This is a genomic window from Peribacillus sp. FSL E2-0159, from assembly GCF_038643155.1.
Classification (GTDB): Bacteria; Bacillota; Bacilli; order Bacillales; family DSM-1321; genus Peribacillus; species Peribacillus simplex.
This window is the reverse complement of the sequence record NZ_CP152053.1, coordinates 4,491,839-4,516,700: the sequence shown is the minus strand read 5'-3', so window position 1 is coordinate 4,516,700 and position 24,862 is coordinate 4,491,839. Positions and strand designations below refer to the sequence as shown.

Here is a 24,862-nt window from a genome sequence, read left to right as displayed (position 1 = left end):
GTAATTGGAATGGGTAATTTATTTTCAAGAATGAAACAAACGATTTCAGCGGATTTTCACGATTTGTTGGATAAAAAGGAGCAAAAAAATCCAATTGGAATGTTAAATCAATATTTGCGTCAATGTGAGCAGGAGACAGAAAAGGTCGGTAAGCTGCTTGAACGTCAATATCTTTTGAAAGAAGAGTTTACGCGTGAATATAATCAAGCGCAACATCTAGCTGAAAAACGTAAGCATCAGGCTGAGATTGCTAAGCAGTCGGGAGAGACAGAGTTAATGGAATTTGCTGTAAAGGAAAGCCTGCACTATGAAGATCGGGCGCTAAGTTTGAAGGAGGCGCATAAAAGTGCAGAGGTTCAACTGGCTGAACTGGAGCGGAAATATGAAGAAATGAAGCATAAGCTGAAGGATATGCATCTAAAGCGGCTGGAACTGATGGGCAGGGAAAATATTGCCCGGGCAAACAACCGGATCAATCGGGTTTTGGACGGAGGCAGTTCGGAAGCCAAACCGGTACCGATGTTTGAAGAAATGGAGCATTATATCGATCGCATCGAGCACCAGGTCCATACTGATTATAATCGGCATACGATCGATGCCAGGATTGTCCAGCTTGAAAAAGAATTGGAACAGAAAGAAGCGTAAAGGTTTTTTAAGGCATCGCTGTTATCCCCTGACCTTTTTGAATGGAGGGCGGGGGATAACAGGCTGTCAGAATGTGATAATTTCATGGTATTCTTAAAAGGCACGGGTTACTGTGCCTTTTAAGAATATCATGAACATATATAGGGGAGGCGAACCGATGTTGAACAAGATGAAGACGGACTATATGGGATGGATACTTCTCATCGGAGTCGTCCTGCTTTTTTTAGAGATTTCATTTACGGGTGGAGGTCTCCTTTTTTCCCTCGCTTTTTCAATAGGATGTATCTATTTAGGCAGGAAATTCACAAAACGGACAATCGGGAAAATCCTATTTTTTATAGGGCTGATTTCCCTTATCATCACTGTCTTGAATATGTTCGTCTTTAGATTTTTCCTAATGGCAATCCTCATTTATCTTTTGCTTTTATATTATCAGTCCAAAAAGAATCCTGATTGGGTCAGTCCGATTTTAACCAATGATGATTCGGACGAAGAAAAGATCAATAAGGAACAATTGCTGAAAACCGATTACCTTTTTAAAAATAAGTTGTTCGGTCATCAACAAACGGCCGAGCATGTATATGAATGGAATTCCGTGAATGTTCAGGGCGGAGTCGGTGATACGGTTATCGATTTAAGCAAAACGATTTTACCAAAAGGCGACGCTGTCATTTCCATCAGGAATATCATTGGCAATATCACTGTGCTTGTACCGTATGGCATCGAAATCAGGGTCCATCATTCCGTCATTGCAGGCAGAGCGAGGATCTTTGAAAATAAGCTTGAATCCAGGGTCTTTAATCAAATTTATTCCTACCAAACGGAAGGGTTCAATGAAACGGATCACAAGGTTCATATCGTCACTTCAATCTTAGTTGGGGATTTAGAGGTGAAGCGGATATGAGTATACTGACACGGCAGATATTGACTGCCCTTGGTGTTGCTTTCGTTATTTCCCTCATCTTGCCGGCGGCGGTTTTCTTCATCTTTCCTTTATCCGACTGGAGCTTATTGTGGGAGAAAGTGGTCATGGGATTACCCTTCGTCATATTCCTGCCAAGCCTTGTCATGACGGTAGGGCTGATTTATGGAGTCGTTTCAGGAATGTTTTGGAAGAGGCAGCTGGAAAGGGTGGATGAAGGGCTGTATTTACTTGAACAGGGCCGCTTACCTTCACAACAGGAGACGTATCCGGTCCAAGAGATGGCTAAAATGGTGGAACGGATGCAACTGATCCATAAGCAAATAAATGAGCAGACAAAATTATCACAAAAAATGGCGAATGAAAAGGCTATTGATCAGGAGAAACAGATCCAGGAAATCGTTTCCCAGGAACGAAACCGTTTGGCGCGGGAACTGCATGATTCGGTGAGCCAGCAATTGTTTGCCGCTTCGATGTTCATGTCGGCCATCACTGAATCTCAATCTGATATGGAAAAAACGGAAATGAAACAATTCAAGGTAGTGGAAGAAATGATCCATCAATCCCAGCTTGAGATGAGGGCGTTATTGCTTCACTTGAGACCTGTCGCATTAAAGGGAAAATCTTTACATGAAGGAATGAAAGAGCTCCTTTTGGAATTGGCCCAAAAAGTGACGATGGATATAAATTGGAAGATGGAGCCTGTCACTCTGGATAAGGGGATTGAGGACCATCTGTTTCGGATTTTACAAGAATCGATTTCAAATACACTAAGACATGCAAAAGCGAACTCGCTTGAAGTGCTATTGATCGTTCGTGATGGGCTGATCATTTTAAGGATAACGGATGACGGTGTCGGTTTTAACGTCGAGGAGTCGAAAACGGGATCATATGGTTTGCAAAACATGCATGAACGGGCTGTTGAATTAGGCGGAACGATGCAACTTGTAAGCGTTCCGAATAAAGGAACGAAACTTGAAGTGAAAATCCCATTATTAAATGCTGGAGGTGATCATGATGATTAAAGTATTATTTGTCGATGACCATGAAATGGTAAGGATAGGGGTATCGGCTTATTTATCCGCACAGTCGGATATCGAAGTGATCGGGGAAGCGGACAATGGCTTGAAAGCTGTCGAACTGGCAATGGAATTGCGTCCAGATATCATTTTGATGGATTTGGTGATGCCGGAAATGGACGGCATAGAAGCGACGAAACGAATTATTGAAAAATGGCCAGAAGCAAAGATCATCATTGTGACAAGCTTCCTGGATGATGAAAAAGTGTACCCGGCATTGGAAGCCGGAGCGACGAGCTATATGTTGAAAACATCAAAGGCCAGCGAGATTGCGAGAGCCGTTCGTTCAACTTTCCAGGGACAAAGCGTACTTGAACCTGAAGTGACGGGAAAAATGATGGAAAAGCTGCGTCGCCCAAAGGTTACCCAGCTTCATGATCAATTGACAAACCGCGAAATGGAAATTTTGCTGCTGATGACACAAGGAAAAACGAATCAGGAAATTGCGGATGAACTATACATAGCCCTGAAAACAGCCAAAGTACATGTCAGCAATATTTTAAGTAAGCTTGCCGTGCAGGACCGCACGCAAGCAGTGATTTACGCATTTAAGCATTCGCTCGTTTAAGAAGAAGAGTAAAGAGTGTCTATTTACGAAAAGATGAAAGTTTGTTATATTTAGGGAATTATCCCATCCTGTAAAAGTTCTTTCAAGGTTGCTGATTGCAGCCTTTTTTTACGGATAACGGGAAAGTAGGCAGAAAGCGGGTGAAATGATGTTAAGAGTTATCTTAGAATTATTTCGTATAATCACCATTATTTTTGTTATTGGTATGATAATGGGGTTCATCATTAATTCAATCTATGCGATTTTTGGTATAACCGTAGAGAATACCACTGGCGGATGGATTGTTGGTATGGCAATTTTTCCATTACTTTATGTACTCTATAAAAACCGCCTTCAATTTTCTGGGTTCTATAAAAAGGGCGGACAAGTAAAACTCTCAAACAGGACAACTACTATATTGCTTTGCTTCTCTGTGCTAATGTTAACGATTGCCCCTTTCTTTAGCTAACGGAATGCAAAAAGAGCATGTTTTGATTAAAACATGCTCTTTTTTATACAGTTTTTTGGATTATACAGCGTCCTCTGCAGTATCGAGCCTCTTGCCATATATCCGATAAAGAACCAAAGCGAATACCATTCCTATGAAGGAGATGGAGGAGATGAACAGGTAAAGGGTCTTGCCGCCAAAAGCCCCATATATGGCTCCGCCTATATAAGAAGCAATGATTCCCGAAACCCCGAAGAATAGCAGCGCCAGTACGGTCTGGCCTGTGGCCCGCCATTCCACAGGAACGATCCGATACAGATATTGGATGGCTGCCGAGTAGAAAATCGGGAAAGTCAATAGCTGCATGACTTGCAAATAAGCTAATAGCTGTGGATCGGTAATCCAGGCAGAGACGAAATAACGGATAAAGAAAAACGCTGCTGCAAACGAAATGATGATGATTTCCTTACCCTTGCGCAACCACCAGAAGCTTAGGGCGAATACAACGATTTCACTTCCCGCCGCTAAGAACCAGGTCAAGCCTACAAGCTTGGCACTTCCTCCAAGTTCCCGGATATACACTCCGAGGAAAGTATCGTTCATCCTTGCTGGAACAGCACAGATAAAGACCAATAACAGAAAGAGAAGCGTCTCTTTATTGCTGAAAAAATGCTTAAGGCTGCTTAAGGTGACAGGTTTCCCTGAAACGGGTGCATCAGGCATCATCCAGCTGACAATGAAACTGATTAAACCTATGCCCGCAAAAAGGAAGGCAAGGCTGTTCGCTCCGAAATATGACATCACATAGCCGGTGATCAGCGATATGACCGCATAACCCAATGCACCATATGTCCGGATGGAACCGTAACTGATCCCGGATTTCTCTGCAATCGTAAAATTGAGGCTTTCCGTCAGGGGATCGATCGGCATCAGAAAGAAATATAGCAGCATGGCAAACAGGATAAGCTGAAGATAACTGCTTGAATCATACAGGAAATAACCGATGACGCTCGAGAAAAAGATGAGTAACAACAGGACTTTTCGTATAGTTCGTGTTTTGTCGCTGATCATTCCCCATAAAGGCTGGGTGATGAGGGTGACAAAACCACCTGTACCGATAATGAATCCGATTTGGGCTGGACGCAAACCTTGATCAGCCAGATAGACTGGGAGAAACGGAATGAAAATGGCAAGCAGTCCAAAATATAAAAAGTTAAAACTCTTTAATAATCGTAATGCTTTCATAAAAAGTATGATACCTCACGTGTTCTATAGATTGAATTGATTTCAACCTTGTTATTGTAACATTGATGACAGAATTTGAAAAAAAGTTTAATGATAGAGTTGGTTTTGAGGTTAAATTTCACTTTTTAAAAATGGATGCAAATGATAGAATTAACACTTATTGTTAATTAAAGAGGGTGATATTTAATGGATCAAGACACAAACGTGATTCAAGAGTTGCAGGAATTGAAGCAAAAAGTCGGTCACCTTGAAGACTTATTAACGGAGCAAGCCAATAAAAAGGAAAAAGCAGGACCATTTCGAATCTTCCTGGACGCAGTAGGCTCATTGCTATTTGGATTAATTGTTGTAGGACCGATTGTGGTGGTTGTCGTTGGGGTGTTGATGGTGGCTGCATCATGGTTAGGGATGGTGTTTTAATAGTTTGATTTGATTATATAAATAGGAGATTGTTAATTGTTGTGTTTTTTCCATTTAGAAGAGTTCTTAATAACTTTTTAGGATCATGGCCAATCATCTTGAATAACCCTCCCAAAGGCCATGAATCATACTTTATATCAAATAGTATTCTACTGCTTTCATTTGGCTGCCTCACCACGATTTCCCATGATTTGTTTTTTTAAAAATATTATCCTAAGAAAGTTATTGACAAATTTACTTCGAGTCCGTATAGTATTGGATATTATTAAAAATATTCAGATATAATTTTCTAAACGCAATGATCAGGAGTAGTAAAAGCATATTATTCGGTAAAGAGAGCTGCGGGTTGGTGCAACGCAGTCCAATGATTCTTTGAACTTGCCTGGGAGTGGTAAAGCGGAAGATTAGATGTCATCTATTCTTTTGTTTTAACGATTGACCTTCGTTACAAGGTTTTTAAAGCAGGGTTCTTAAAAGAGCCAATAAGAGTGGTACCGCGGTAAGCTTAAGGCATATCGTCTCTTTCTTCATTTGATTATGAAGGAAGAGACGATATGCTTTTTTTGATTTTGGGGAGGTAAGGATATGGAAACGGACAAACGGAATTTACAGAGGACAATGACTTCAAGGCATATTACGATGATGGCATTAGGCGGTGCCATCGGGGCAGGTTTATTTAAAGGAAGCAGTTCAGCCATTGATATGGCAGGACCTTCCGTAATCATTGCGTACTTGATAGGAGGCATCATCCTATTATTCATCATGCAAGGTTTAGCTGAAATGGCGGTCCGCAATAGCGGTGCACGAACATTCAGGGATTTGGTTCAATCGATTTTAGGAAAATATCCTGCCTATTTCCTGGATTGGATCTATTGGAAAATGTGGGTATTGAATATCGCGGCGGAATCAGTGGTTGCGGCGATTTTCATTCAATATTGGCTGCCTGGATATCCAATCTGGATACTGGCATTAGCTGTTTCGGTTTTAGTTACTGCGGTTAACTTGCTGTCGGTAAAGGTTTTTGCTGAAACGGAGTACTGGCTTGCTTTAATTAAAATTACCGTCATCATTGTTTTCATCATGGCTGGATTATTGTTGCTGCTCGTTACTTTTGGTGATCATACAGCCGTCGGTTTTTCTAACTTGACTGAGCATGGCGGTTTCTTTCCGAATGGATCGACAGGTTTGATCACGGCAATGCTGGTAGTAATCTATTCATATGGCGGTACGGAAATCATCGGGGTCACATTGGCTGAAACGAAAAATCCTGAAAAAGTGGTTCCAAAAGCCGTTCGCAGTACTTTGATCAGGATCATTTCTTTCTATATCATTCCTTTTTTCATCATCGTTAGCTTAATTCCTTGGAACGAAGTAAACGGGGTGCAGGAAAGTCCGTTTGTAATGGTCTTTCAAATGATCGGTATTCCAGGTGCCGACCATATTATGAACGCCGTTGTTCTATTAGCGATCATTTCATCGATGAACTCTGGGTTGTATGGTTCATCTCGCGTTCTGTATACACAAGCCGTGGATGGTCGCATTCCGAAAATCTTTTCCCGGTTATCCAAGAAGAAAGTACCTGTTCCCGCAATATTAATGTGTACTTCCGCTTTATACGGCGGTGTACTGATTTCCTTATTTGCTGGAAGCAAGACCTTCGAATTCCTTATGGGTTCGCTTGGATATACCGTATTATTCATCTGGTTGATCATTGCTTTCGCCCATTTGAAATCACGTAAACAACAGTCCGGAAAAACAAGTGCCTATTCAGTAAAATGGTTCCCGTATACGACTTGGGCTGCGATCATCGCTTTAATAACGATCCTGATCGGAATCATTTTCACGACATCCATAATCGTTACAATCATTACACTTTGCATCTACATCTTCATTTCCTTAACGTTTGTATGGAAAAAACGCCATAACAAAATATAGAGAAAACAGGGATAGCACTTTTGCCTTCTCGCATATAAGTTTCAGTTTCAAGCCGTGGTATCCATGCCATGGCTTTCGTTATGTATTCTTAGTCTGATTAAAAGTAAGAGATATCCATTTTACTAGTTCATGGGAATCATTAACTTAAGCAATTTAAGAGTTAATCTAGTGAAAAATGTTGTATAATAATCTTTGGAAAAAAACCAATATATTGAATGTCGGAGCGAGCCATGAAAAACAATTCCATACTATCCTTTCACCCGTTATATTATTTAATACTTTTGGTGATTACTAGTTCCATCTATTCAATCATCAATCAATCTTCAGGTCATGCTGTCGATGTTACGACTATAATAGATGGGGAGATTCCCTTTATTAAAGAATTTGTCGTTCCTTATTTACTTTGGTATCCGTTTATCTATGGATTGCTGATTTACTACTGTTTTGTTGACCGAAAGCACTATTTCGTAGGATTAGGCAGTTTGATATCGGGGAAACTTCTCTGTTTTCTTGTATATTGCCTTTGGCAAACGACAGTCCCTCGTCCAGAAGTGGTGGGAAACGATATCTTTGCCCATTTAATGCGAATCGTTTATAGTCATGATCAACCTGTCAACTGTCTTCCTAGCATTCATGTACTGACTACATTCATCATGATGATCGTCGCCCATAAGCGGAAAGAACAGCATAAATGGGAGTTTGCCAGTGTCACTGCATTCGGAACACTGATCATCCTCTCCACGCTATTTACGAAACAGCATGCTGTATTGGATGTACTTGCAGGAATACTCCTTGCTTGTGGGGTTTATGCAGCTGTCCAGTATACGTTCCAAGCCCTATCGGCTTTTCAGGCCAATCATTACACAGCGAGGCAAATTAAAAAGTGACCACAGGAAAAAAGCATCGAACCTCCCATATCAGGAAGTCCGATGCTTTTATTTTACATTTCAGCTTCAATTTTCAAAGATGATTCTTCGCTGAACTGTTCCTTATCCAGGTCACCCGTTATTTTACTAGTCAGAATACCGGAAGTCATGCTTCCGCTGACATTCACAGCCGTTCTTCCCATATCGATCAAAGGCTCTACGGAAATCAACAGTCCGGCCAAGGCGATTGGCAAGTTCATTGCCGATAATACCAGGATGGCAGCGAATGTTGCTCCTCCGCCTACACCTGCAACCCCGAAAGAGCTAATGGCCACGATAGCAATCAACATGGCTATAAATGAAGGATCTAGTGGATTGATTCCAACCGTTGGAGCGATCATTACCGCTAACATGGCCGGATAGATTCCGGCACAGCCGTTTTGACCGATCGACAAGCCGAAGGATCCGGCAAAGTTGGCAATACCTTCGGACACGCCTAGTTGTTTCTGTGTTTGGATGTTCAATGGCAGTGCTCCTGCACTTGTTCTTGAAGTGAAGGCAAACGATAATACCGGGAAAGCTTTTCTCAAATACACGATTGGATTCAATCCTGCAAGCATCAGCAATAGCAAATGGATGAGGAACATGACAATCAGGGCGACATAAGAGGCACCGACGAATTTCCCCAATTTCAGGATGGCATCCAAATCACTCGTAGCTACCGTCTTCGTCATGATCGCCAAGATCCCGTAAGGTGTTAAACGCAGGATCAATGTTACTACGCGCATGATGATGCTGTGCAATGTATCTACTATTTTAGCAAAAAATTCAGCATGTTCAGGCTGTTTCCTTTTGACCCCTAAATAGGCAATCCCAAGGAATGCAGCAAAAATTACAACGGAAATGGTTGATGTCGGACGTGCTCCCGTTAAATCAAGGAACGGATTGGACGGAATCAACTCAAGAATTTGCTGCGGCATCGTTTTATCCTGAATCGTACCGTATGTTTCCGATATTTGATCCCCGCGGCTTAACTCCGCTTCCCCTTGCTCAATTTGAACGGCTTCCAAATTGAATACAGTTGCCGAGGTGATCCCGACAGCTGCTGCAATCGCAGTCGTTCCTAGCAGGATTCCGATGATCAGGACACTGATCTTTCCAATATTGCTAGTCAGTTTCAATCTTGTGAATGCGGATAAGATTGAAATGAAGACAAGCGGCATGACGATCATTTGCAGGAACTTGACATAGCCGGAACCTACAATGTTAAACCAATCGACCGATTTAACGATCGCTTCTGACTGAGGTTCATAGAAATACTGCAAAAGAAGTCCGAATACAATCCCTAAACCAAGTCCAGTAAAGACCCTTTTTGTAAAGGAAATATGCTTCTTATTCATGTAAAATAAAACGCCTAAAAGAACGAGCATTATGGCAAGATTTAAAAACACATAACCAATCATATATATTCCTCCTAATTCCGATTAACCAAATGAGAATAATGAATATCTGAAGACTATAATACATCATTCATTGTTTTTTTACCAGAAGAAAATAATTTATTTTTGACTTTTCAATGAATTCATGTATTTATCTCTATTCTGGTACAGGATTAGAGGGAACAAGAAAGGGAGGGCTGGAACAAGTTAAGTAAAGATCTTCCATTATATATATGTATCAGGAAGGATAAGCCCTTGGTTTTCTTGAATGATATATCAGGCTGCATATGCTTAGCTTTTTTGAAAGGATGAAAGAATGATGGATATATACATTGACAGGCTTAATGAACAGGATGCACAAGCGTTATTTGCATTTGAATGCAATAATAGAAGGTTTTTCGAGCAAACGGTGCCAGGACGGGGAGATGATTATTATAGTTTTGGAACGTTTGAGATCAGGCATAAGGAATTATTAAAAGAACAAGAAGATGCCATCTCCTCTTTTTATTTAATTAAGGATGGTTCAGGCATAATCGTCGGCAGGATTAACCTTGTGGATATCGATCCCATTAATGGTACGGCACATGTCGGTTACAGAATCGGTGAAAAGTTTACGCAAAAGGGGATAGCGAATGAAGCTTTAAAGCTTTTGGTTAATCTGGCGCCGGAATTGAATGTGACTCAAATACAAGCCAAAACGACAAGCGACAATATTGCCTCCCAAAAGGTTTTGGTGAAAAATGGTTTTGAACGGATTTCGATTAATGAGGAAATTAGTGCGGATACGGGTCAAAAGCAAACGTTCTATCATTATAGTAAGAACTTATAAATCCATTTTCTTCTATTAATAGACCGCATTAAACCATATTTTAAATTGCAAAGGATTCAAGAGGTAAAGCAATGAAGAAATGATCGCGAGGTATTTTCCCGGCAAAAGAGTTCATTTACTTAAAAGGAGAAAGGAGAATGTAATATGATAGAGGGTTTATATGAAGCCCATTTACCTGTCAAGAATTTGGATATCTCAATGGATTTTTATAAGAAAATAGGCTTGAAACTAGCTTGGAGGGATGAAGATACTGCCTTTTTTTGGATAGAGGAAAACAAAAGCTGGGTCGGCTTATGGGAAGGGATAGAATCTCAAACTCCATACCACCCTTCACTAAGGCATATCGCATTTCGGGTATCTTATGAAAATATGAAAAATGCATTAACATGGCTCCAATCACTAAAAATAGAAGTCGTCCCTTTTGGAAAAAGGACATCGATTGAACCTTTTGTGCGTCCGAACCAAGGGAACGCTTCCGTCTATTTCAATGATCCTGATGGTAATAGTCTCGAACTTATGTGTTCGATAAAAGTCCCTGATGCATATAAGCATATGACCGAAAAACTTTCACTTGAAGAATGGGAAGAACTATTAAATAGGTGAACTTTGTAAAGGAAAAAGTTCCCGCCTGGTCTCCATCATGCTATAAACTAAGCTGTTTTGTTACAGGGGAATTTGCTATTATTTTATTCAAGTCCATGTGCTAAGGAACGATCATTGTTTTGTTTGAAGGTGGAGAATTTTGCTATACGAGTATAAGCATTAAATACGGAAAGGCTTAGGGCATAAATGTAGATGTTTAAAATTAGAGTGAACTTATTAACTCAAATGACGTTACTTATCATATTCGTTGTTTTTATCAGTACCTTGCTTGTGAGCATCCTATTCTCTACACTGCTGGAAGACATCGTGGAAAACCATATGGGTAAGCAAGCAATGACGGTGGCCAAATTAGCGGCTCAAAATCCAACGATTATCCAGGGATTTAACGAAGATCAGCCATCAGAGGTGATTCAACCCGCATCAGAAATGATTCGTCAAACAACGGGTGCCGATTATGTAACCATTGCGAATCATAAAGGACTTCGCTACTCTCATCCTAATCCAGATTATATCGGTAAGCCTACGGCTACGAGTAATGATGCAGTACTCAATGAACACAAATCAATTATTTATCAAGGAAATGGGATATCGGGGCCAGCGATTAAAGCTAAGGCGCCTATCTGGAATGATAAAGGGGAAGTTATCGGTGTTTCATCTGTAGGGTTTTTGATAGAGAATGTGCAAGATCAACTATCCAATTATAAAATGAAGATTATTCATTTGTCACTTATCCCAATCAGTGTAGGAATCGTATGGGCAATATTTATAGCGCGACGCTTAAAAAAGCTTATTTTAGGTCTAGAGCCGGAGGAAATTTCTTTTCTTTTTCAAGAAAGGGAAGCGACACTTGATGCCATCCGATATGCCACCATTACGATTAATATTGAAAAACAGGTTACTTCCATGAATAAAAGAGCACGTGAAATGTTTCATGACCATCAGCTAATGGTGGGCAAGCGGATCGTAAATGGGCATTTAGAAAAACTCATCAAAATGGTAATCAGCACAAAAGAGGGACAGTTCAATCGTAAGTTACTTTTAGGCCAACAGCTATACATTTTGGATTTATCCCCTATCTTAAATCATAATGACGTCAGGGGCATCGTTTTAACAATAAGAACAGTATCCGAAATTGAACAATTAACAGATGAATTTTCAGAAATCAAGGCCTTTTCAGAAAATATGCGGGCGCAAAACCATGAGTTTTTAAACAAATTAAATACCATTTATGGATTAGTTAGTTTAAAACAATACGATAGGGCATTGGACATCATCTCTTCAGAAGTGAGGGAGAGGCAAGATATCATTTCGTTTCTAATGTCATCAGTTAAAGATCCTTTAATAGCCGCCTGTTTACTTGGAAAGATAAACCGTTCAAAAGAACTGCAGGTTATATTAGAAATAGAACAGGAAAGCAATTTAAATAGTTCATTAAAACCTGAGGATTCCCATCACTTGGTTTCCGTTATTGGTAATGTCATCGATAATGCGATGGAGGCAGCACGGCAAAAGAACAAAAATGAAGGAAAGGTTAAAATTTCGTTTACGGATTTAGGAAACGAAATTATATTTGATATCGAGGATAACGGTCCAGGAATCCCTGATGCCATGGGAAATATTATTTTTACAGATGGTTATACGACTAAAAATGGGGAAAATCATGGGATCGGCTTGGCCATTGTAAAAAACTCCATTGGTCTTTTAAGCGGTGAAATTTATATTGATCGCAGTTATTTGGGAGGAGCAAGATTTACCATCGTCATCCCGAAGGATTTAAAAGCAGAAAGGGAGGCTTAAGAATGTCCAAAGGACCGATTACAGTCGTCATTGTTGAAGATGACGAAAATGCAGTGAATATATATAAACAATTTACGAATCAACTTGATCAATTCACTGTCATTGCTACAGCTAGCACAGGCAAGCAAGCATTAAATATTTTGCATGCCGCACAACCGGACTTAATTTTATTGGATATCTTTTTACCGGATATGAATGGAATTGACCTTCTTCGGGAAATTAGGAGGGAATACCGGGGGATTGATGTAATTCTGATCACCGCCGCGAATGATACCGAAACAGTCAGTGAAGCGATTAGGGGAGGGGCTTTTGGTTACCTTATAAAACCGATCATTATCGATAAGCTTCTTGCGACGCTCAACCAATACGACCTGACGAGACGGCAGCTGCACAATAACAACTTAGTAAACCAAGATAAAGTCGATACTCTTTTTCGGACCATAAGTTATCCAAATACGGCAAATGATGTCCAAATGGGTAATCTCCCCAAGGGAATTGACAAACATACCTTGAAAATGGTCAGAAGTAAGATTCAAAACGTCAATGGAAGTTTAAATGCTGATGAACTAGGCCAACTCGTTGGAATTAGTTATTCAACCATGCGCAGATATCTGGAGTATTTAGTTTCCTGTGATGAAATGGAAGTTGAGGTTTTGTATGGTAGTGTTGGAAGGCCTGAAAGAAAATATAAAATAAAACACCTTTAAATCCCTGTTGATGAAATTCATTTTCATCAATGGGGGTTTTTTCTTTTTCAGGCGTGAAAAAAATGAATAAAACTCTTATTACTTTCTTTATATGTGAATAAGGCTTAATGGATGATAGTCTCTAAAGAAAGCGCTATCAAAAAAGATAGTAATATTTTATCAATAGGGAAGGGAGCATGAAGATGTTATCCATTTTAGGATTTTCCATGATTGCAGTATTCATGTATTTAATTATGTCGAAGCGGCTATCGGCACTAGTGGCCATTATGCTCGTTCCAATCGTATTTGGAGTGATTGGAGGATTCTTTACAGAACTGGGACCCATGATGCAGGATGGTGTAGAAGGAATAGCTTCCACAGCCATAATGATCTTATTTGCTATTTTATATTTTGGAATAATGATAGATTCCGGTTTATTCGATCCTCTCATTTCTAAAATATTGAAAATAGTAAAAGGAGATCCATTAAAAATAGTTTTAGGAACCGCGATTCTCTCAATGACCGTCGCATTAGATGGGGACGGGACAACTACTTATATCATTACCGTCTCAGCGCTTTTACCCCTTTATAAGCGTCTGGGGATGAACAAAATAATATTAGCCACTGTAGCCATGTTATCCATGGGTGTAATGAATATGACACCGTGGGGGGGAGCTTCCGCTATGGCGATGGCCTCGTTGAACATTGACGCATCGGAATTGTTCTTACCAATGATTCCTGTCATGGGATTTGGCCTAATTTGGGTTCTTGTTGTGGCTTTTATATTGGGAAAAGGGGAACGAAAGAGATTGGGCGTTGTGGAGATCCAGCATAATCACACAAAAGAAATGAATTCGGAGGCTAATTCCGAGTTAGCGGCAACAACGGTCTCCCGTGATTATCGTCGACCGAAATTGGTTTGGTTCAACTTCATTTTAACGATTGTGCTCATGGCATCATTAATCATTGATTTTATGTCTTTAACCATTTTATTCATGGTTGCTTTCGCCATTGCGCTATTGGTCAATTACCCTGATTTAAAGGATCAGCAGGATCGAATCGCCATTCATTCGAAAAATGCATTGGCCGTCGTTTCCATTGTCATTGCAGCCGGGATTTTTACCGGCATCATGTCTGGAACGAAAATGATTGATGCAATGGCCATTACGTTGGTCTCGCTGATCCCAGAATCTTTAGGGCCATTTTTACCTGTAATCGTTGCGTATGCCAGTGCCCCTTTTACTTTCTTTATGTCAAATAATGCATTCTATTTTGGCGTACTTCCCATTATCGCACAGGCAGCTGATGCCTATGGAATTAGCGCGGCAGAAATAGGACGCGCCTCGATAATAGGGCAGCCGATACACGTATTGAGTCCTTTGGTGGCTGCAGCACATTTGCTAATAGGCTTAGTGGGCACTGAATTCGGGGATTTACAACGGTTTGCCGTGAAATGGGCATTAGGGACTGTCACTGTCATGACAATAGCAGCGATAATCTTGGGAGTCATTTAGTGAAAAGGGACGGTAACCCTATCTTACGATCATGAAATTGATAATTGGAGGATTCTCAATGTGGATCATCACACTCTATAAAAACAGAGGTATTGTAATGTATGAATTTGAAACAGAACAAGCCGCAAGGGAAGTTTTCCGTAATATTCAGGGCAATAGGATTCTATCAGAAGTTATTTACTATAATGACCCAGGTTTAGCACATCAGGTTGGACAAGAAGCATAATGATAGCAATGAATCGTAGAGGTGGTTTATGGGCTAGTTAAGAATAAAGGGTAACTTTACAAAATATGATGATTAAAACGCAAATCAAACAGCAAATTGTTTACCCCAAAAAAGCTAAGGCTTTATTGGGGTTTTACTATTATTTTAGACGGCTTTAACTATGATTTTTGTGGTAATCTTCGCAAGATTCATGACAGTATCCAGTCTCGTACCATTTAAAGATTGTTGGGGCAAAAGGGGATCTAAATAATTCACGACGGCTTTTAGGTGATAATCACCCAATTCAGGTAATGATTTACTCATGGCTTCACCAGGGCTAAAAGGACCTTTTGTCAGAAATATAGAACCTATTTGATGATAACCTCCCAAACAGGCATCTATGCCAAAAATAAAGGGATTTTTAAATTGCTTCTTTATTTCTTTAAAAACACTTTTCAAATTAAGGGCGTGAACAGGTTCTGCAAGTGTTCCGAAGACAGGATAAGGGACTTGGTTTTCTCTTAGCATCGTCCCTACTAAAGGTCCGAATGAATCACCCGTGGAACGATCTGAACCAATACATAAAAAGATGACTTCTTTGGACGTTGGCCGAAGAACTCTCGCGATATGAAAAGACATTTCGTCTATTTCACCTTCTGCCTCCAACGTATAGTTGCAATACTGCATTTCTTTTTTTGTCTCGCCTTTTTTTCTGCCGTTAAAAGGATACATGCCTACACCCCCTGGAGTTCCATGATCTTGAAGAAATTATAACATGATTAATAATTCCTCGAAATATTATGGAAATCACTTGCCTTCCTGATTAATTTCATATTTTCAGTTTCGCAATTAATCTCAAAAAAATACAGCAGCCATATCAATTGGATTATCAATTCTTGATTGTTTGTATGTTGTAAATATATAGATTAATTGGGATTTTTGATAAAATAGTAGAAAGCAAAAAAATCTACTAGTATGAAATGATTGGTTTTATAGAAGGAAGTGTAAGTATTGTTTAATCAATTAACGAATAACAATAGTATTCTTAATCAATTACGTGCAGACTGTGAGAATTGTTTCGGTTTGTGCTGTGTAGCTTTGCCTTATGCAAAATCTGCTGATTTTGCATTTGATAAAGATGGAGGTATACCATGTTCAAACCTGCAATCAGATTATCGTTGCGGCATCCATGAAAATCTCAGAGCAAAAGGATATCGAGGCTGTACGGTATATGAATGCTTCGGTGCTGGTCAAAAGGTATCTCAACTCACTTACGATGGAAACGATTGGCGGAACAACCCAGCGTCAGCAAAGGAAATGTTCGATGTATTTCCTATAATGCAACAACTTCATGAAATGCTTTGCTACTTACATGAAGCACTGAATTTAGATGATGCGAAACCTCTTCATCGAGATTTGCAGGCTGCTTTTGAAGACACGGAATATCTCACTAAACAAAGTGCAAAGTCTATCATGGACCTGAATGTACCAGCTCATAGAGCGATCGTTAACGATTTACTTTTGCGCACAAGTGAAATGGTACGTGCAAAGGTTTCATTTAAGAAAAAACAAAAAAAACAGAACAAAATAGGTAGGGGAAGTGACCTTATCGGTGCAAAGTTGAGAGGTGCTGACCTTAGGGGAGCAAACTTAAGAGGAGCCTTGTTTATTGCATCTGACCTCAGAGAAGCTGACATGAGAGTGACGGATCTTATCGGTGCAGACTTTAGGGACGCTGATCTAAGCGGTGCCGATCTCACCGGAAGTTTCTTTATCACACAAGCACAGATTAACTCGGCAAAGGGCGATATGAAGACGAAATTACCGCCTTCTCTAAGCATTCCCGATCATTGGAAGTAGAAGTATAGCTAAGATCGGACCTAACTTTCATGCAGAGCTAGTGCTTCATGAATAAGAAAATTGTTTAATTCACGAGTAATGGGAAATTTTAATACATAGTGTATGAACATCAATAGAGCAGGAAAAATATCTTTCAAGTAAATTAGTTTTGGCTTTAATCCGAAGCTTTTTTCAAAGAGTGAATTCTGACTAACATGCGATTCTTCATTTGGAAGGATCGTCTTTTTAAATTGGGCGGAAACTTTTCATATATCCATTTGACTCTGACGTTGCGTAATGCCTTAAAGTAATTGATATCGAAAGGAGGTAAGAAGCAGTGGCAATGAAAGTGAAAGAGCTGGCCGATTTAGTTGGCATTAGTGTGCGGACACTGCATTATTATGATGAGATCGGGTTGTTATCGCCAGAAGAAATAACCGATGCAGGTTATCGCCTTTATTCGAATGATGATCTTGAGATGCTGCAGCAAATCCTGTTTTTCAGGGAACTTGACATGCCGTTAAAGGAAATAAAACAAATGATAAACAGCTCTTCGTTTGATAAACAAGAAGCGTTAAAGCAACATCAAAAAATGTTACGGGAGAAACGCAGTCAGCTCGATAAATTAATTAAGACGGTCGAAAAATCGATTAAGCATATGAAAGGGGAAATTCAAATGACGAATAAAGAAAAATTTGAAGGATTTGACTTCAGTCAGAATCCATATGAAGAAGAAGCCCGCAAGCTTTGGGGGGATAAAGCTGTTGATGAGTCGAAGGCTAAAGTGGCGGGCATGTCCAAAGATGCACAGAAAATTGTATCGGATATCTATATAAAACTTGCGTCAATCCGAAATGCTTCGCCCAAGTCGGAGGAGGCCCAAGAGGCAATTAAAGAATGGTATGATTGTTTGAACAATAACTTCGGAACATACTCACTGGATGCTTTCAAAGGATTAGGTCAAATGTACGTGGATGATCAACGCTTCACCAAAAATATCGACCAATACGGTGAAGGTTTAGCAAAATTCATGTGTGAGGCGATGGGGCACTTTGCTGGTGCTAACAAAAATTAAATCTCAAGATTAAGAAACTTCATGATGGAAGGTTGCTCCGGCAACCTTCTTATTTTGGAGCTGAATATCAGGCAATATACGGCTTTTACCCAACAGGGTAAGAATCTATTGGAAATGACTATTAAAAAGATGATGGCAAGAAACACGAATAATTCGATGTATAGTTCCAAAATAAAAACACCTCCATTTATATAGTATAATGATTATGTAAAAATTCCCATTATATTATTGTAGGCTGCGTTGTGCGTCTGCCTTATAGCGAGGTGCTGGTTAAAATGGAACTTTGGAAAATGAGTCAAAAGGTATCGGAGCTAAGCGATGTGATTCCTTATTATTTTTTTAGTATAGTCTCTTCCTGTCTGTCGCTTTCCACAATGATGGTTATTTTGAGCGAGGGTTCCTTGGAGGTGCTTGCCATTATCGTGTTTTCTTTTTATGTCGTTATCCCTTATTTATTATTTGCTGTTCCGGTACAGGTCCTTTTCAATAAACATCCTAAAAAATTCAGTTTAATTTATTTTTGCCTTTATATTTTTTTCTCTTTGCTGGCTGTATTCATTTATAGTTCGGTGCTTAATTTTGACTTCAGCATGGAAGTATTAACTACAAAGAATTACTATGCAATAAGCCTTTCGGCAGCCATATTTTTTTGGTTTTGGGACTCGGTCTTTTTACAAAAAAAGAGGTTTTCATCATAAAAGGGACCAAGGAAATGGTCCCTATTCGACATTATTTCTTTAGCATGTTTACTATTTCTTTAGCTTTTTCTAATGTAACTCCTTCAATAATACTGTTATTTTTTCGAACAGCCGTACCGAAATGATAGTGACCGGTATGCAACTCTGAATCGATAGAAAGGATATTATCCTTATTTAAGCCGCTTCCAACAAGTATTGCTATGTCGCCGCAGACTCTTTTCATTTGTTGAATGGTTTGCATGCGGCTGGGGAAATCCCCATGACCACCTGAGGTCAATATCGTTGTGATTTCCGGATATTGTGCTAGCATCTCAGCTGAAACGACTGGGTCGTTTGTGTCATCGATGGCTCGGTGGAATGTAATCTCCAAACCTTCACATACCGTCAATAGTTCTTCGAGGTATGGTCGATTGATTTCATTTTTTTCATTTAATGCACCCAATACGACCCCGTTCGCTCCGAGTGAACGAATGATTTGGATATCTTTTTTCATAATTTCCAAGTCGTTTTGAGTATAACAAAACGACTGGCTATGAGGCCTTACCATCACGTTGACTGGTATCTTTACTGAATTGACGACAGCCTCTATCAGGGCGTGGCTGGGAGTTAATCCCCCCTCGGCTAAAGAACTGACAAGCTCGATTCGGTCTGCGCCCGATTCTTCGATTAAAATGGCATCTTCTATCGTTGTGGCAATGAATTCAATGTACATTGGATTTTCCTTTCCTGCATGCAAGTGTTATAAGAATAGTATGTATAAGATTATTAAATCCATTAAGAATAGTAAAGTCAATTCATTAATAGATACAAAGACCTCTTAATTAAATACCTGCTCTAGTTTTCCCTAGTTTTCCTCAAGTGGGATTTCTTTATTTCTCATATTTATGAAACGAAATAAACATTCGAACGTATAAAAAAAGGAATATATTCAATGGTATATTTGAAAGTGGAATGTTTGGCGGAGTAATTAAATGAAAATCATCATGACGGAGGTTATTTAATTGGATAAAGAAAGTAAGGAAGTAAAGAAATCGAAGTTTTACAAAGTAGGGATGGGATTCCTGATCATTTCCCTTCTCACTTGGATCATTCCTGTCGTAGCTCCTTTTACGCCATTTTCGACTGCGGTTAAAGCGGGGGTCATAACAGGTGCGATCGTCTTTGCGGAAGTCATGTTTTGGGCAGGCGCGCTTTTGGTTGGGAAAGAAGTGGCTGCTAAATATAAAGGTTATTTAAACCCGAAAAATTGGAGAAAAGAAAAAGGATGAAGCTGTTTTTTATAAAAAAGGTCTGGGAGTGAAGCTCCATGGAAACTGAGTGGTTGAAAGTTTTCGATTCCGATCGCAATCAAACCGGCGTGGCTTCGCGTGAGGAAGTACATAGATTGGGACATTGGCATGAGGTTTTCCATTGCTGGTTCGTCAGTAGGGAAGCGGGCGTGGATTACCTATATCTTCAACATCGTTGTGCGATGAAAAAAGATTATCCGAATCTATTGGATATTACGGCTGCCGGTCATTTGCTGGCTCATGAATCGGTATACGACGGAGTCAGGGAGATCAAAGAAGAAATAGGCATTGACGTTTCCTTTGACGAGTTGGCTCCATTAGGGATTATTGAATACCATCAAACGAAAGAAGATTTCATCGACAAAGAACTGGCAAACGTCTTTCTATATGAAAGTGAACATCGCTTAGATGATTTCACCCTGCAGCCAGAAGAGGTTTCCGGAATTGTGAAGGTTGTGCTGAATGACTTCGAAGAGCTTTGGACCGAAACGAAGGACAAGGTGAATATTAAAGGATTTGAAATGAATCAAGCAGGCCGTAGGATGATGATCGATCGATTTGTTGGACGGGATGAGTTCGTGCCGCATGATCTTTCCTATTATGAAAGCATCATTAGGTTGATCAGAGAAAACCTCGCTAAATGAAAATAAAGCCCCGACAAAACGATTCAAGTTTTGTCGGGGCTTTTTAATCATTAAGTATATCGACCTGTGTCTTTCCCTGTCAACGGCAGTCTATTGGCTCGTTTCGTCTCAGCTCGATACGCATTTGTCCTGAATTCCTCATAGGGATAATGACTTTGTCTCTGTGGTGATTCAGTTGATAAAGCGAGACATACCAGACTGTTATAGTGATTGCAGGATTCGAGTTAAAAGAGGTTAATGTAGTTTTTCTTGAACTAGGGAATTTATCACTTGTAAGAATATGACAAAATTGTAAGATGAACAGTGTACAAATTTTGTTAAGGGGATGAGTGAAATAATGAAAAAAATGGTTTTAAGCATTTCATTTTTTGTAGCTTCTTTAGTCCTTTTTGGCTCCCTTGATTTTTTTGCCAGCAAAGCATCTGCAGAAACACACACCTATGACGGAAAAAGTCCCTACTATAATAGCTGTGCCAATAGCGCAGTCACGAAGAAGTCCGTGAAAATTTATGCCAACGGTGCTTCTGCCAATTTGGAGTTGAAATTCAGCACAACATGCAAAACGGCTTGGGCAAAGATGACTCTTAGCAGACCGGCTAAAACGGATGGGGAAGCAACGGCATTGGTTGTTCGAAATACTGATAATAAACAATTCAGCTGTGCATCTCCTGGAGGAAATGGTGAAATAAATAAAGGTCAAACGACTTGCTATACACCAATGGTATATGATTTAGATCCGCGAAAAGCAAAAGCGGTCGCTTTTTGGCCATATACAGCAGGTGAAACCGGCTGGTATTAATGAAAAAAGAAAAACCTTCATCTATTTTTATGCAAAGAAAGGATGAATGAATTGAATAAAAACCTTAAAATGATAGGTTTAGCCATGGTGATGACACTGTCGATGTTTCTTGTCGATTTTGGATTTGGGAAAAATCAAGCACTGGCCGAAACACATGCTTATGATGGAAAAAGTCCATACTATAATAATTGTGCAAGTTCGGCGGTAACGAAGGATAAAAAATGGATCGATTCCAATTCGTACGTAGAATTGAAATTCAGCACTGTCTGTAAAACCGCCTGGGCAAAAGTGACCGTAACACGCCCCGCCGTATACAACCATGAAGCGGATGCCAGAATCGTCCGAAGTACTGATGGGAAAGCCTATACATGCGCCAGTTCAGGTGGCAACGGTGTCGTGAACAAAGGGCAGACCGCGTGCTATACACCAATGGTTTATGATTATGACCCGCGCAAAGCACAGGCCCAGGGGATACATGCGATCCCTAATAGTGATGCATATAAAAAAGCGGTGACCATTTGGTACTAAAAAATAAAGGCGCAAAAAAAGCATCCGCATAGTCGGATGCTTTTTTTGCGGTCAGATTGTACTCACGCCTTCATTTCTGATTCCAATTGAAGTAAATATTGTTTCATCTCCGTACCTCCACGGTAACCGGTAATGGCCCCGTTTTTTCCGATAACCCGGTGACATGGCACCGTGATCAGAACAGGATTGGCACCAATGGCCGTACCGACCGCCCGAACAGCTGCAGGTCTTTGGATGATTTGGGCAATATCGGAATAGGAACAGGTTTTTCCATAGGGTATTTGATTCAGCGCTGCCCAAATTTCTTGTTGAAAGGGCGTGCCTTTTACATCTGTCGGAAGAGAGAAAATCTGCCTGGTCCCTTCGAAATATTCTTGGAGTTCTGTTAGATAGGGTGTTAATGCCTTTTCATTTTCAACAAGGCTCGCCATTGGAAAGCGTTTTTGTAGCCAAGACTTCAGTTCTTCATACGTTTGACCGGGAGAGCCTACATAGCAAAGCCCTTTTTCCGTTTTGGCCACATATAACTGCCACCTATCATAATGCAATATGGCCCAATCAATGATTTGTTCTTTATCATTCTTCATATTCTTCACGCTCCAAAGCTTGAGTTTTAAGATAAGCTTTCCGATATCCTGAAGGGGTATTCCCCATTTTACTTTTGAATAGCGTCATGAAATAGGGTGTGCTCGAGAACCCGACAGCCAAGCCTATTTCAGTTACCGGCTGTTCGGAGTTTTCCAGCAGCCTCGTTGCTTTTTCAAGGCGAAGCCGTTGAATGTATTCAGTGGGCGATATCCCCTTAACACGCTTGAATGATCGTTGTAAATGATAGGGGCTGCCGTGGGAAATATCCGCCAATTTATTCAATGTGAGGGGTTCGCTGTAATGGGTGTCGATCCATTCGGCTATTTGTTCAACCCAGTCTTCTGTCGGCAAATTCAGTCCTTCTGGTTTACATCGTTTACAAGGCCGGAAATCTTCTTCCAAAGCCATCATGGCATTTTTGAAAATCTTCACGTTTTCCTTATTCGGCACCCTGGATTTACAGGAGGGCCTGCAAAAGATGCCCGTCGTAATTACTCCGTATAAAAAATGATCATCATATGCTGCATCACAATCTATAATAGCTTTCCAATATTCATTCGGGAAATCTGCTTTTTTCGGATTCACTACATTCACCTCTGCTTTTAGTATACAAGAAAGGGTTGATATACAAACATTTTGATAATATAAAAGCAAGATAACGTAATTATTCAATATGTTTAAGGGAGTTGAATGAATCATTATTTGAAGGAAAGAGCAAGATAACGTACCCATTTTTCATTAGAATAAAGAGAATAGGCCAAAGGAGGAGCAGGATGAAAGAGACATTATCAAATGATGAAGGCATGACTGAATTGAGAATTCGTGCACCAAAAGAGTTTAGTTTTTCGGAAAATCTTAAATATTTATCAAGATCCTCCAATGAATGTCTGTTCGATATTGTTGATCAAAAGATTTATCGAGCACTTGTTGTCGAAAACGAGACACTTTTAGTAGAAATCAGTGCGATGAATGAAACGGAGCTGACCGTTCGATTTCCAGGAAGAACTATACCGATGGATAATCAGGTAAAGAACGCTGTTTCCCAATACGTTCGTCACTGGTTCGATCTTGAGAGAAATCTGCTTCCTTTTTATGAGCTGGCCCAAAATGACCCTTTATTGCAAAAGCCGGTAAGCCAATTCTTCGGTTTGAGAAATATGGGCATCCCTGATTTATTTGAAGCGATTGCCTGGGGAATACTTGGACAGCAGATTAACTTGACTTATGCCTATACCTTGAAACGGAGGCTTGTGGAGGGATTTGGTGATTTTGTTGAATTCCAAGGAAAGCAGTATTGGCTGTTTCCGAAGCCTGAGGTGATCGCGAAATTGGCGGTCGAAGATTTTGTCGATTTGAGGATGACGGTGAAGAAGTGTGAATATTTAATAGGTGTTGCTCAACTGATTGCAGAAGGAGAACTTACAAAAGAAAAGCTGTTGAATGCAAAGGATGTAAAAGAGGCTGAAAAAATGCTGACCAAAATACGGGGAATCGGTCCGTGGACAGCGAACTATGTCCTGATGCGCTGTTTACGTTTTCCAGCAGCTTTTCCCATCGATGACGTCGGACTGCATAATTCCATGAAACTGGTCATGCAAACGGAAGCAAAACCAACGAAAGCGGAAATCCGTAAACTATCGGAAGCGTGGGCTGATTGGGAATCCTATGCGACCTTCTATTTATGGAGATTGCTATATTGACTTAGTGTATATTTTTCTTTTCGTCGATATATCCCTAAATTCGGAGATAAAACAGTAGAATGCGTCGATATATCCCTAAATTCGGAGATAAAACAGTAGAATGCGTCGATATATCCCTAAATTCGGAGATAAAACAGTAGAATGCGTCGATATATCCCTAAATTCGGAGATAAAACTATAGATTACGTCGATATATCCCTAAATTTGAAGATAAAATAGTATGCGTCGATATATCTCTAAATTCGGAGATAAAACAGTAGAATGCGTCGATATATCTCTAAATTCGGAGATAAAACAGTAGAATGCGTCGATATATCTCTAAATTCGGAGATAAAACTATAGAATGCGTCGCTATATCCCTAAATTCGGAGATAAAACAGTAGAATGCGTCGATATATCCCTATTCGGAGATAAAACAGTAGATTACGTCGATATATCTCTAAATTCGGAGATAAAACAGTAGAATGCGTCGATATATCCCTAAATTCGGAGATAAAACAGTAGAATGCGTCGATATATCCC

Annotated in this window: 27 protein-coding genes and 1 other annotated feature; of the genes, 21 read left to right on the top strand and 6 right to left on the bottom strand. The window is 40.0% G+C overall.

The features are described 5' to 3' along the window. Positions 1-9: 9 nt before the first annotated feature. The 5 genes from NYE63_RS22085 to NYE63_RS22065 all read left to right on the top strand — a co-directional run bounded on the left by NYE63_RS22085 (position 10) and on the right by NYE63_RS22065 (position 3,662). Positions 10-645 carry a PspA/IM30 family protein gene (locus NYE63_RS22085; protein WP_342602712.1) on the top strand — a complete coding sequence of 212 codons (636 nt, stop codon included), beginning with the start codon at positions 10-12 and terminating at the stop codon, positions 643-645. Positions 646-802: 157 nt separating this feature from the next. After that, on the top strand, positions 803-1,549 hold the full coding sequence (gene liaF, locus NYE63_RS22080) for a cell wall-active antibiotics response protein LiaF (protein WP_148357542.1): 747 nt from the start codon (positions 803-805) through the stop codon (positions 1,547-1,549). Continuing rightward, positions 1,546-2,592: a sensor histidine kinase gene (locus NYE63_RS22075; RefSeq protein WP_342602711.1), complete on the top strand. Its 1,047-nt coding sequence runs from the start codon at positions 1,546-1,548 to the stop codon at positions 2,590-2,592. Before liaF ends, NYE63_RS22075 begins: the two co-directional genes overlap by 4 nt. Further along, on the top strand, positions 2,585-3,214 hold the full coding sequence (locus NYE63_RS22070; RefSeq protein ID WP_342602710.1) for a response regulator transcription factor: 630 nt from the start codon (positions 2,585-2,587) through the stop codon (positions 3,212-3,214). The genes NYE63_RS22075 and NYE63_RS22070 overlap by 8 nt, the downstream gene beginning before the upstream one ends. Before the next feature lie 148 nt (positions 3,215-3,362). Then, the gene (locus tag NYE63_RS22065; protein ID WP_342602709.1) at positions 3,363-3,662 is read left to right on the top strand and encodes a hypothetical protein; all 300 of its coding nucleotides are present in this window, start codon (positions 3,363-3,365) and stop codon (positions 3,660-3,662) included. 60 nt (positions 3,663-3,722) lie between these two features. Here NYE63_RS22065 and NYE63_RS22060 read toward each other — a convergent pair whose 3' ends face one another. After that, positions 3,723-4,886 (bottom strand): MFS transporter, encoded by a 1,164-nt coding sequence (locus NYE63_RS22060; protein ID WP_063232496.1) that lies wholly within the window; start codon positions 4,884-4,886, stop codon positions 3,723-3,725. 186 nt (positions 4,887-5,072) lie between these two features. Between NYE63_RS22060 and NYE63_RS22055 the strand changes: the two genes are divergently transcribed. The 3 genes from NYE63_RS22055 to NYE63_RS22045 all read left to right on the top strand — a co-directional run bounded on the left by NYE63_RS22055 (position 5,073) and on the right by NYE63_RS22045 (position 8,128). After that, the gene (locus tag NYE63_RS22055) at positions 5,073-5,306 is read left to right on the top strand and encodes a hypothetical protein (RefSeq protein ID WP_342602708.1); all 234 of its coding nucleotides are present in this window, start codon (positions 5,073-5,075) and stop codon (positions 5,304-5,306) included. A 289-nt stretch (positions 5,307-5,595) separates the two neighbouring features. Further along, positions 5,596-5,832: a binding site (T-box leader), on the top strand. Positions 5,833-5,891: 59 nt separating this feature from the next. Next, entirely contained in the window at positions 5,892-7,241 is a 1,350-nt protein-coding gene (locus tag NYE63_RS22050) for an amino acid permease (protein ID WP_342602707.1), read from the top strand. A gap of 230 nt (positions 7,242-7,471) precedes the next feature. Beyond that, positions 7,472-8,128, top strand: coding sequence for a phosphatase PAP2 family protein (locus tag NYE63_RS22045; RefSeq protein ID WP_342602706.1), 657 nt, complete (start codon positions 7,472-7,474; stop codon positions 8,126-8,128). 53 nt (positions 8,129-8,181) lie between these two features. On the opposite strand, the gene NYE63_RS22040 is transcribed toward NYE63_RS22045, so the two are convergent. Continuing rightward, on the bottom strand, positions 8,182-9,570 hold the full coding sequence (locus NYE63_RS22040; protein ID WP_072273439.1) for an L-cystine transporter: 1,389 nt from the start codon (positions 9,568-9,570) through the stop codon (positions 8,182-8,184). A gap of 295 nt (positions 9,571-9,865) precedes the next feature. Between NYE63_RS22040 and NYE63_RS22035 the strand changes: the two genes are divergently transcribed. The 6 genes from NYE63_RS22035 to NYE63_RS22010 all read left to right on the top strand — a co-directional run bounded on the left by NYE63_RS22035 (position 9,866) and on the right by NYE63_RS22010 (position 15,201). Then, positions 9,866-10,375 (top strand): GNAT family N-acetyltransferase, encoded by a 510-nt coding sequence (locus tag NYE63_RS22035; RefSeq protein ID WP_342602705.1) that lies wholly within the window; start codon positions 9,866-9,868, stop codon positions 10,373-10,375. Between the two features lie 144 nt (positions 10,376-10,519). Next, positions 10,520-10,978 (top strand): VOC family protein, encoded by a 459-nt coding sequence (locus tag NYE63_RS22030; RefSeq protein WP_342602704.1) that lies wholly within the window; start codon positions 10,520-10,522, stop codon positions 10,976-10,978. A 192-nt stretch (positions 10,979-11,170) separates the two neighbouring features. Next, positions 11,171-12,775 carry a sensor histidine kinase gene (locus NYE63_RS22025; RefSeq protein ID WP_283898152.1) on the top strand — a complete coding sequence of 535 codons (1,605 nt, stop codon included), beginning with the start codon at positions 11,171-11,173 and terminating at the stop codon, positions 12,773-12,775. Positions 12,776-12,777: 2 nt separating this feature from the next. After that, positions 12,778-13,482, top strand: a complete 705-nt coding sequence (locus tag NYE63_RS22020) for a response regulator (protein ID WP_342602703.1) — start codon at positions 12,778-12,780, stop codon at positions 13,480-13,482. A gap of 182 nt (positions 13,483-13,664) precedes the next feature. Then, entirely contained in the window at positions 13,665-14,975 is a 1,311-nt protein-coding gene (locus NYE63_RS22015) for a citrate:proton symporter (protein ID WP_342602702.1), read from the top strand. A gap of 58 nt (positions 14,976-15,033) precedes the next feature. Further along, positions 15,034-15,201, top strand: a complete 168-nt coding sequence (locus tag NYE63_RS22010; protein ID WP_342602701.1) for a hypothetical protein — start codon at positions 15,034-15,036, stop codon at positions 15,199-15,201. A 144-nt stretch (positions 15,202-15,345) separates the two neighbouring features. Here the strand turns inward: NYE63_RS22010 and yyaC are convergent, their stop codons facing one another. Next, the gene (gene yyaC / locus NYE63_RS22005; RefSeq protein ID WP_342602700.1) at positions 15,346-15,912 is read right to left on the bottom strand and encodes a spore protease YyaC; all 567 of its coding nucleotides are present in this window, start codon (positions 15,910-15,912) and stop codon (positions 15,346-15,348) included. 279 nt (positions 15,913-16,191) lie between these two features. On the opposite strand from yyaC, the gene NYE63_RS22000 reads away from it, so the two are divergent. Together NYE63_RS22000 and NYE63_RS21995 are read left to right on the top strand one after the other, a co-directional pair. Further along, positions 16,192-17,040: a pentapeptide repeat-containing protein gene (locus tag NYE63_RS22000; protein ID WP_342602699.1), complete on the top strand. Its 849-nt coding sequence runs from the start codon at positions 16,192-16,194 to the stop codon at positions 17,038-17,040. A 316-nt stretch (positions 17,041-17,356) separates the two neighbouring features. Then, positions 17,357-18,094 (top strand): MerR family transcriptional regulator, encoded by a 738-nt coding sequence (locus NYE63_RS21995; RefSeq protein WP_342602698.1) that lies wholly within the window; start codon positions 17,357-17,359, stop codon positions 18,092-18,094. Between the two features lie 729 nt (positions 18,095-18,823). Here NYE63_RS21995 and NYE63_RS21990 read toward each other — a convergent pair. Continuing rightward, a complete protein-coding gene (locus NYE63_RS21990; RefSeq protein WP_342602697.1) occupies positions 18,824-19,504 on the bottom strand; it encodes a copper homeostasis protein CutC in 681 nt (226 codons plus the stop codon). Positions 19,505-19,793: 289 nt separating this feature from the next. Here NYE63_RS21990 and NYE63_RS21985 point away from each other — a divergent pair, with 289 nt between their 5' ends. The 4 genes from NYE63_RS21985 to NYE63_RS21970 all read left to right on the top strand — a co-directional run bounded on the left by NYE63_RS21985 (position 19,794) and on the right by NYE63_RS21970 (position 22,052). Then, positions 19,794-20,060, top strand: coding sequence for a transporter suffix domain-containing protein (locus tag NYE63_RS21985; RefSeq protein WP_286197555.1), 267 nt, complete (start codon positions 19,794-19,796; stop codon positions 20,058-20,060). Positions 20,061-20,098: 38 nt separating this feature from the next. Beyond that, positions 20,099-20,725, top strand: a complete 627-nt coding sequence (locus NYE63_RS21980; RefSeq protein WP_342602696.1) for an NUDIX domain-containing protein — start codon at positions 20,099-20,101, stop codon at positions 20,723-20,725. 325 nt (positions 20,726-21,050) lie between these two features. Then, the gene (locus tag NYE63_RS21975) at positions 21,051-21,524 is read left to right on the top strand and encodes a DUF2690 domain-containing protein (protein ID WP_144477269.1); all 474 of its coding nucleotides are present in this window, start codon (positions 21,051-21,053) and stop codon (positions 21,522-21,524) included. Between the two features lie 84 nt (positions 21,525-21,608). Beyond that, complete coding sequence (locus tag NYE63_RS21970) at positions 21,609-22,052, top strand: DUF2690 domain-containing protein (RefSeq protein WP_342605845.1); 444 nt, start codon at positions 21,609-21,611, stop codon at positions 22,050-22,052. A gap of 62 nt (positions 22,053-22,114) precedes the next feature. Here the strand turns inward: NYE63_RS21970 and NYE63_RS21965 are convergent, their stop codons facing one another. Together NYE63_RS21965 and NYE63_RS21960 are read right to left on the bottom strand one after the other, a co-directional pair. Next, positions 22,115-22,639 (bottom strand): methylated-DNA--[protein]-cysteine S-methyltransferase, encoded by a 525-nt coding sequence (locus NYE63_RS21965; protein WP_342602695.1) that lies wholly within the window; start codon positions 22,637-22,639, stop codon positions 22,115-22,117. After that, positions 22,629-23,225 carry a bifunctional transcriptional activator/DNA repair enzyme AdaA gene (locus NYE63_RS21960; RefSeq protein ID WP_342602694.1) on the bottom strand — a complete coding sequence of 199 codons (597 nt, stop codon included), beginning with the start codon at positions 23,223-23,225 and terminating at the stop codon, positions 22,629-22,631. Before NYE63_RS21960 ends, NYE63_RS21965 begins: the two co-directional genes overlap by 11 nt. A gap of 218 nt (positions 23,226-23,443) precedes the next feature. On the opposite strand from NYE63_RS21960, the gene NYE63_RS21955 reads away from it, so the two are divergent. Further along, positions 23,444-24,340, top strand: coding sequence for a DNA-3-methyladenine glycosylase (locus NYE63_RS21955; protein ID WP_342605844.1), 897 nt, complete (start codon positions 23,444-23,446; stop codon positions 24,338-24,340). Positions 24,341-24,862: the final 522 nt, after the last annotated feature.

Coding starts and splice junctions, on each gene's coding strand:
- NYE63_RS22025 (WP_283898152.1), top strand. CDS start 11,171: ATGTTTAAAATTAGAGTGAACTTATTAACTCAAATGACGTTACTTATC.
- NYE63_RS22030 (WP_342602704.1), top strand. CDS start 10,520: ATGATAGAGGGTTTATATGAAGCCCATTTACCTGTCAAGAATTTGGAT.
- NYE63_RS22075 (WP_342602711.1), top strand. CDS start 1,546: ATGAGTATACTGACACGGCAGATATTGACTGCCCTTGGTGTTGCTTTC.
- NYE63_RS22050 (WP_342602707.1), top strand. CDS start 5,892: ATGGAAACGGACAAACGGAATTTACAGAGGACAATGACTTCAAGGCAT.
- NYE63_RS21980 (WP_342602696.1), top strand. CDS start 20,099: ATGGAAACTGAGTGGTTGAAAGTTTTCGATTCCGATCGCAATCAAACC.
- NYE63_RS22020 (WP_342602703.1), top strand. CDS start 12,778: ATGTCCAAAGGACCGATTACAGTCGTCATTGTTGAAGATGACGAAAAT.
- NYE63_RS22040 (WP_072273439.1), bottom strand. CDS start 9,570: ATGATTGGTTATGTGTTTTTAAATCTTGCCATAATGCTCGTTCTTTTA.
- NYE63_RS21965 (WP_342602695.1), bottom strand. CDS start 22,639: ATGAAGAATGATAAAGAACAAATCATTGATTGGGCCATATTGCATTAT.
- NYE63_RS21955 (WP_342605844.1), top strand. CDS start 23,444: ATGACTGAATTGAGAATTCGTGCACCAAAAGAGTTTAGTTTTTCGGAA.
- NYE63_RS21990 (WP_342602697.1), bottom strand. CDS start 19,504: ATGTACATTGAATTCATTGCCACAACGATAGAAGATGCCATTTTAATC.
- NYE63_RS22045 (WP_342602706.1), top strand. CDS start 7,472: ATGAAAAACAATTCCATACTATCCTTTCACCCGTTATATTATTTAATA.
- yyaC (WP_342602700.1), bottom strand. CDS start 15,912: ATGTATCCTTTTAACGGCAGAAAAAAAGGCGAGACAAAAAAAGAAATG.
- NYE63_RS21970 (WP_342605845.1), top strand. CDS start 21,609: ATGGTGATGACACTGTCGATGTTTCTTGTCGATTTTGGATTTGGGAAA.
- NYE63_RS21975 (WP_144477269.1), top strand. CDS start 21,051: ATGAGTGAAATAATGAAAAAAATGGTTTTAAGCATTTCATTTTTTGTA.
- NYE63_RS22060 (WP_063232496.1), bottom strand. CDS start 4,886: ATGAAAGCATTACGATTATTAAAGAGTTTTAACTTTTTATATTTTGGA.
- NYE63_RS22065 (WP_342602709.1), top strand. CDS start 3,363: ATGTTAAGAGTTATCTTAGAATTATTTCGTATAATCACCATTATTTTT.
- NYE63_RS22055 (WP_342602708.1), top strand. CDS start 5,073: ATGGATCAAGACACAAACGTGATTCAAGAGTTGCAGGAATTGAAGCAA.
- NYE63_RS22085 (WP_342602712.1), top strand. CDS start 10: ATGGGTAATTTATTTTCAAGAATGAAACAAACGATTTCAGCGGATTTT.
- NYE63_RS22035 (WP_342602705.1), top strand. CDS start 9,866: ATGGATATATACATTGACAGGCTTAATGAACAGGATGCACAAGCGTTA.
- liaF (WP_148357542.1), top strand. CDS start 803: ATGTTGAACAAGATGAAGACGGACTATATGGGATGGATACTTCTCATC.
- NYE63_RS22015 (WP_342602702.1), top strand. CDS start 13,665: ATGTTATCCATTTTAGGATTTTCCATGATTGCAGTATTCATGTATTTA.
- NYE63_RS22010 (WP_342602701.1), top strand. CDS start 15,034: ATGTGGATCATCACACTCTATAAAAACAGAGGTATTGTAATGTATGAA.
- NYE63_RS22070 (WP_342602710.1), top strand. CDS start 2,585: ATGATTAAAGTATTATTTGTCGATGACCATGAAATGGTAAGGATAGGG.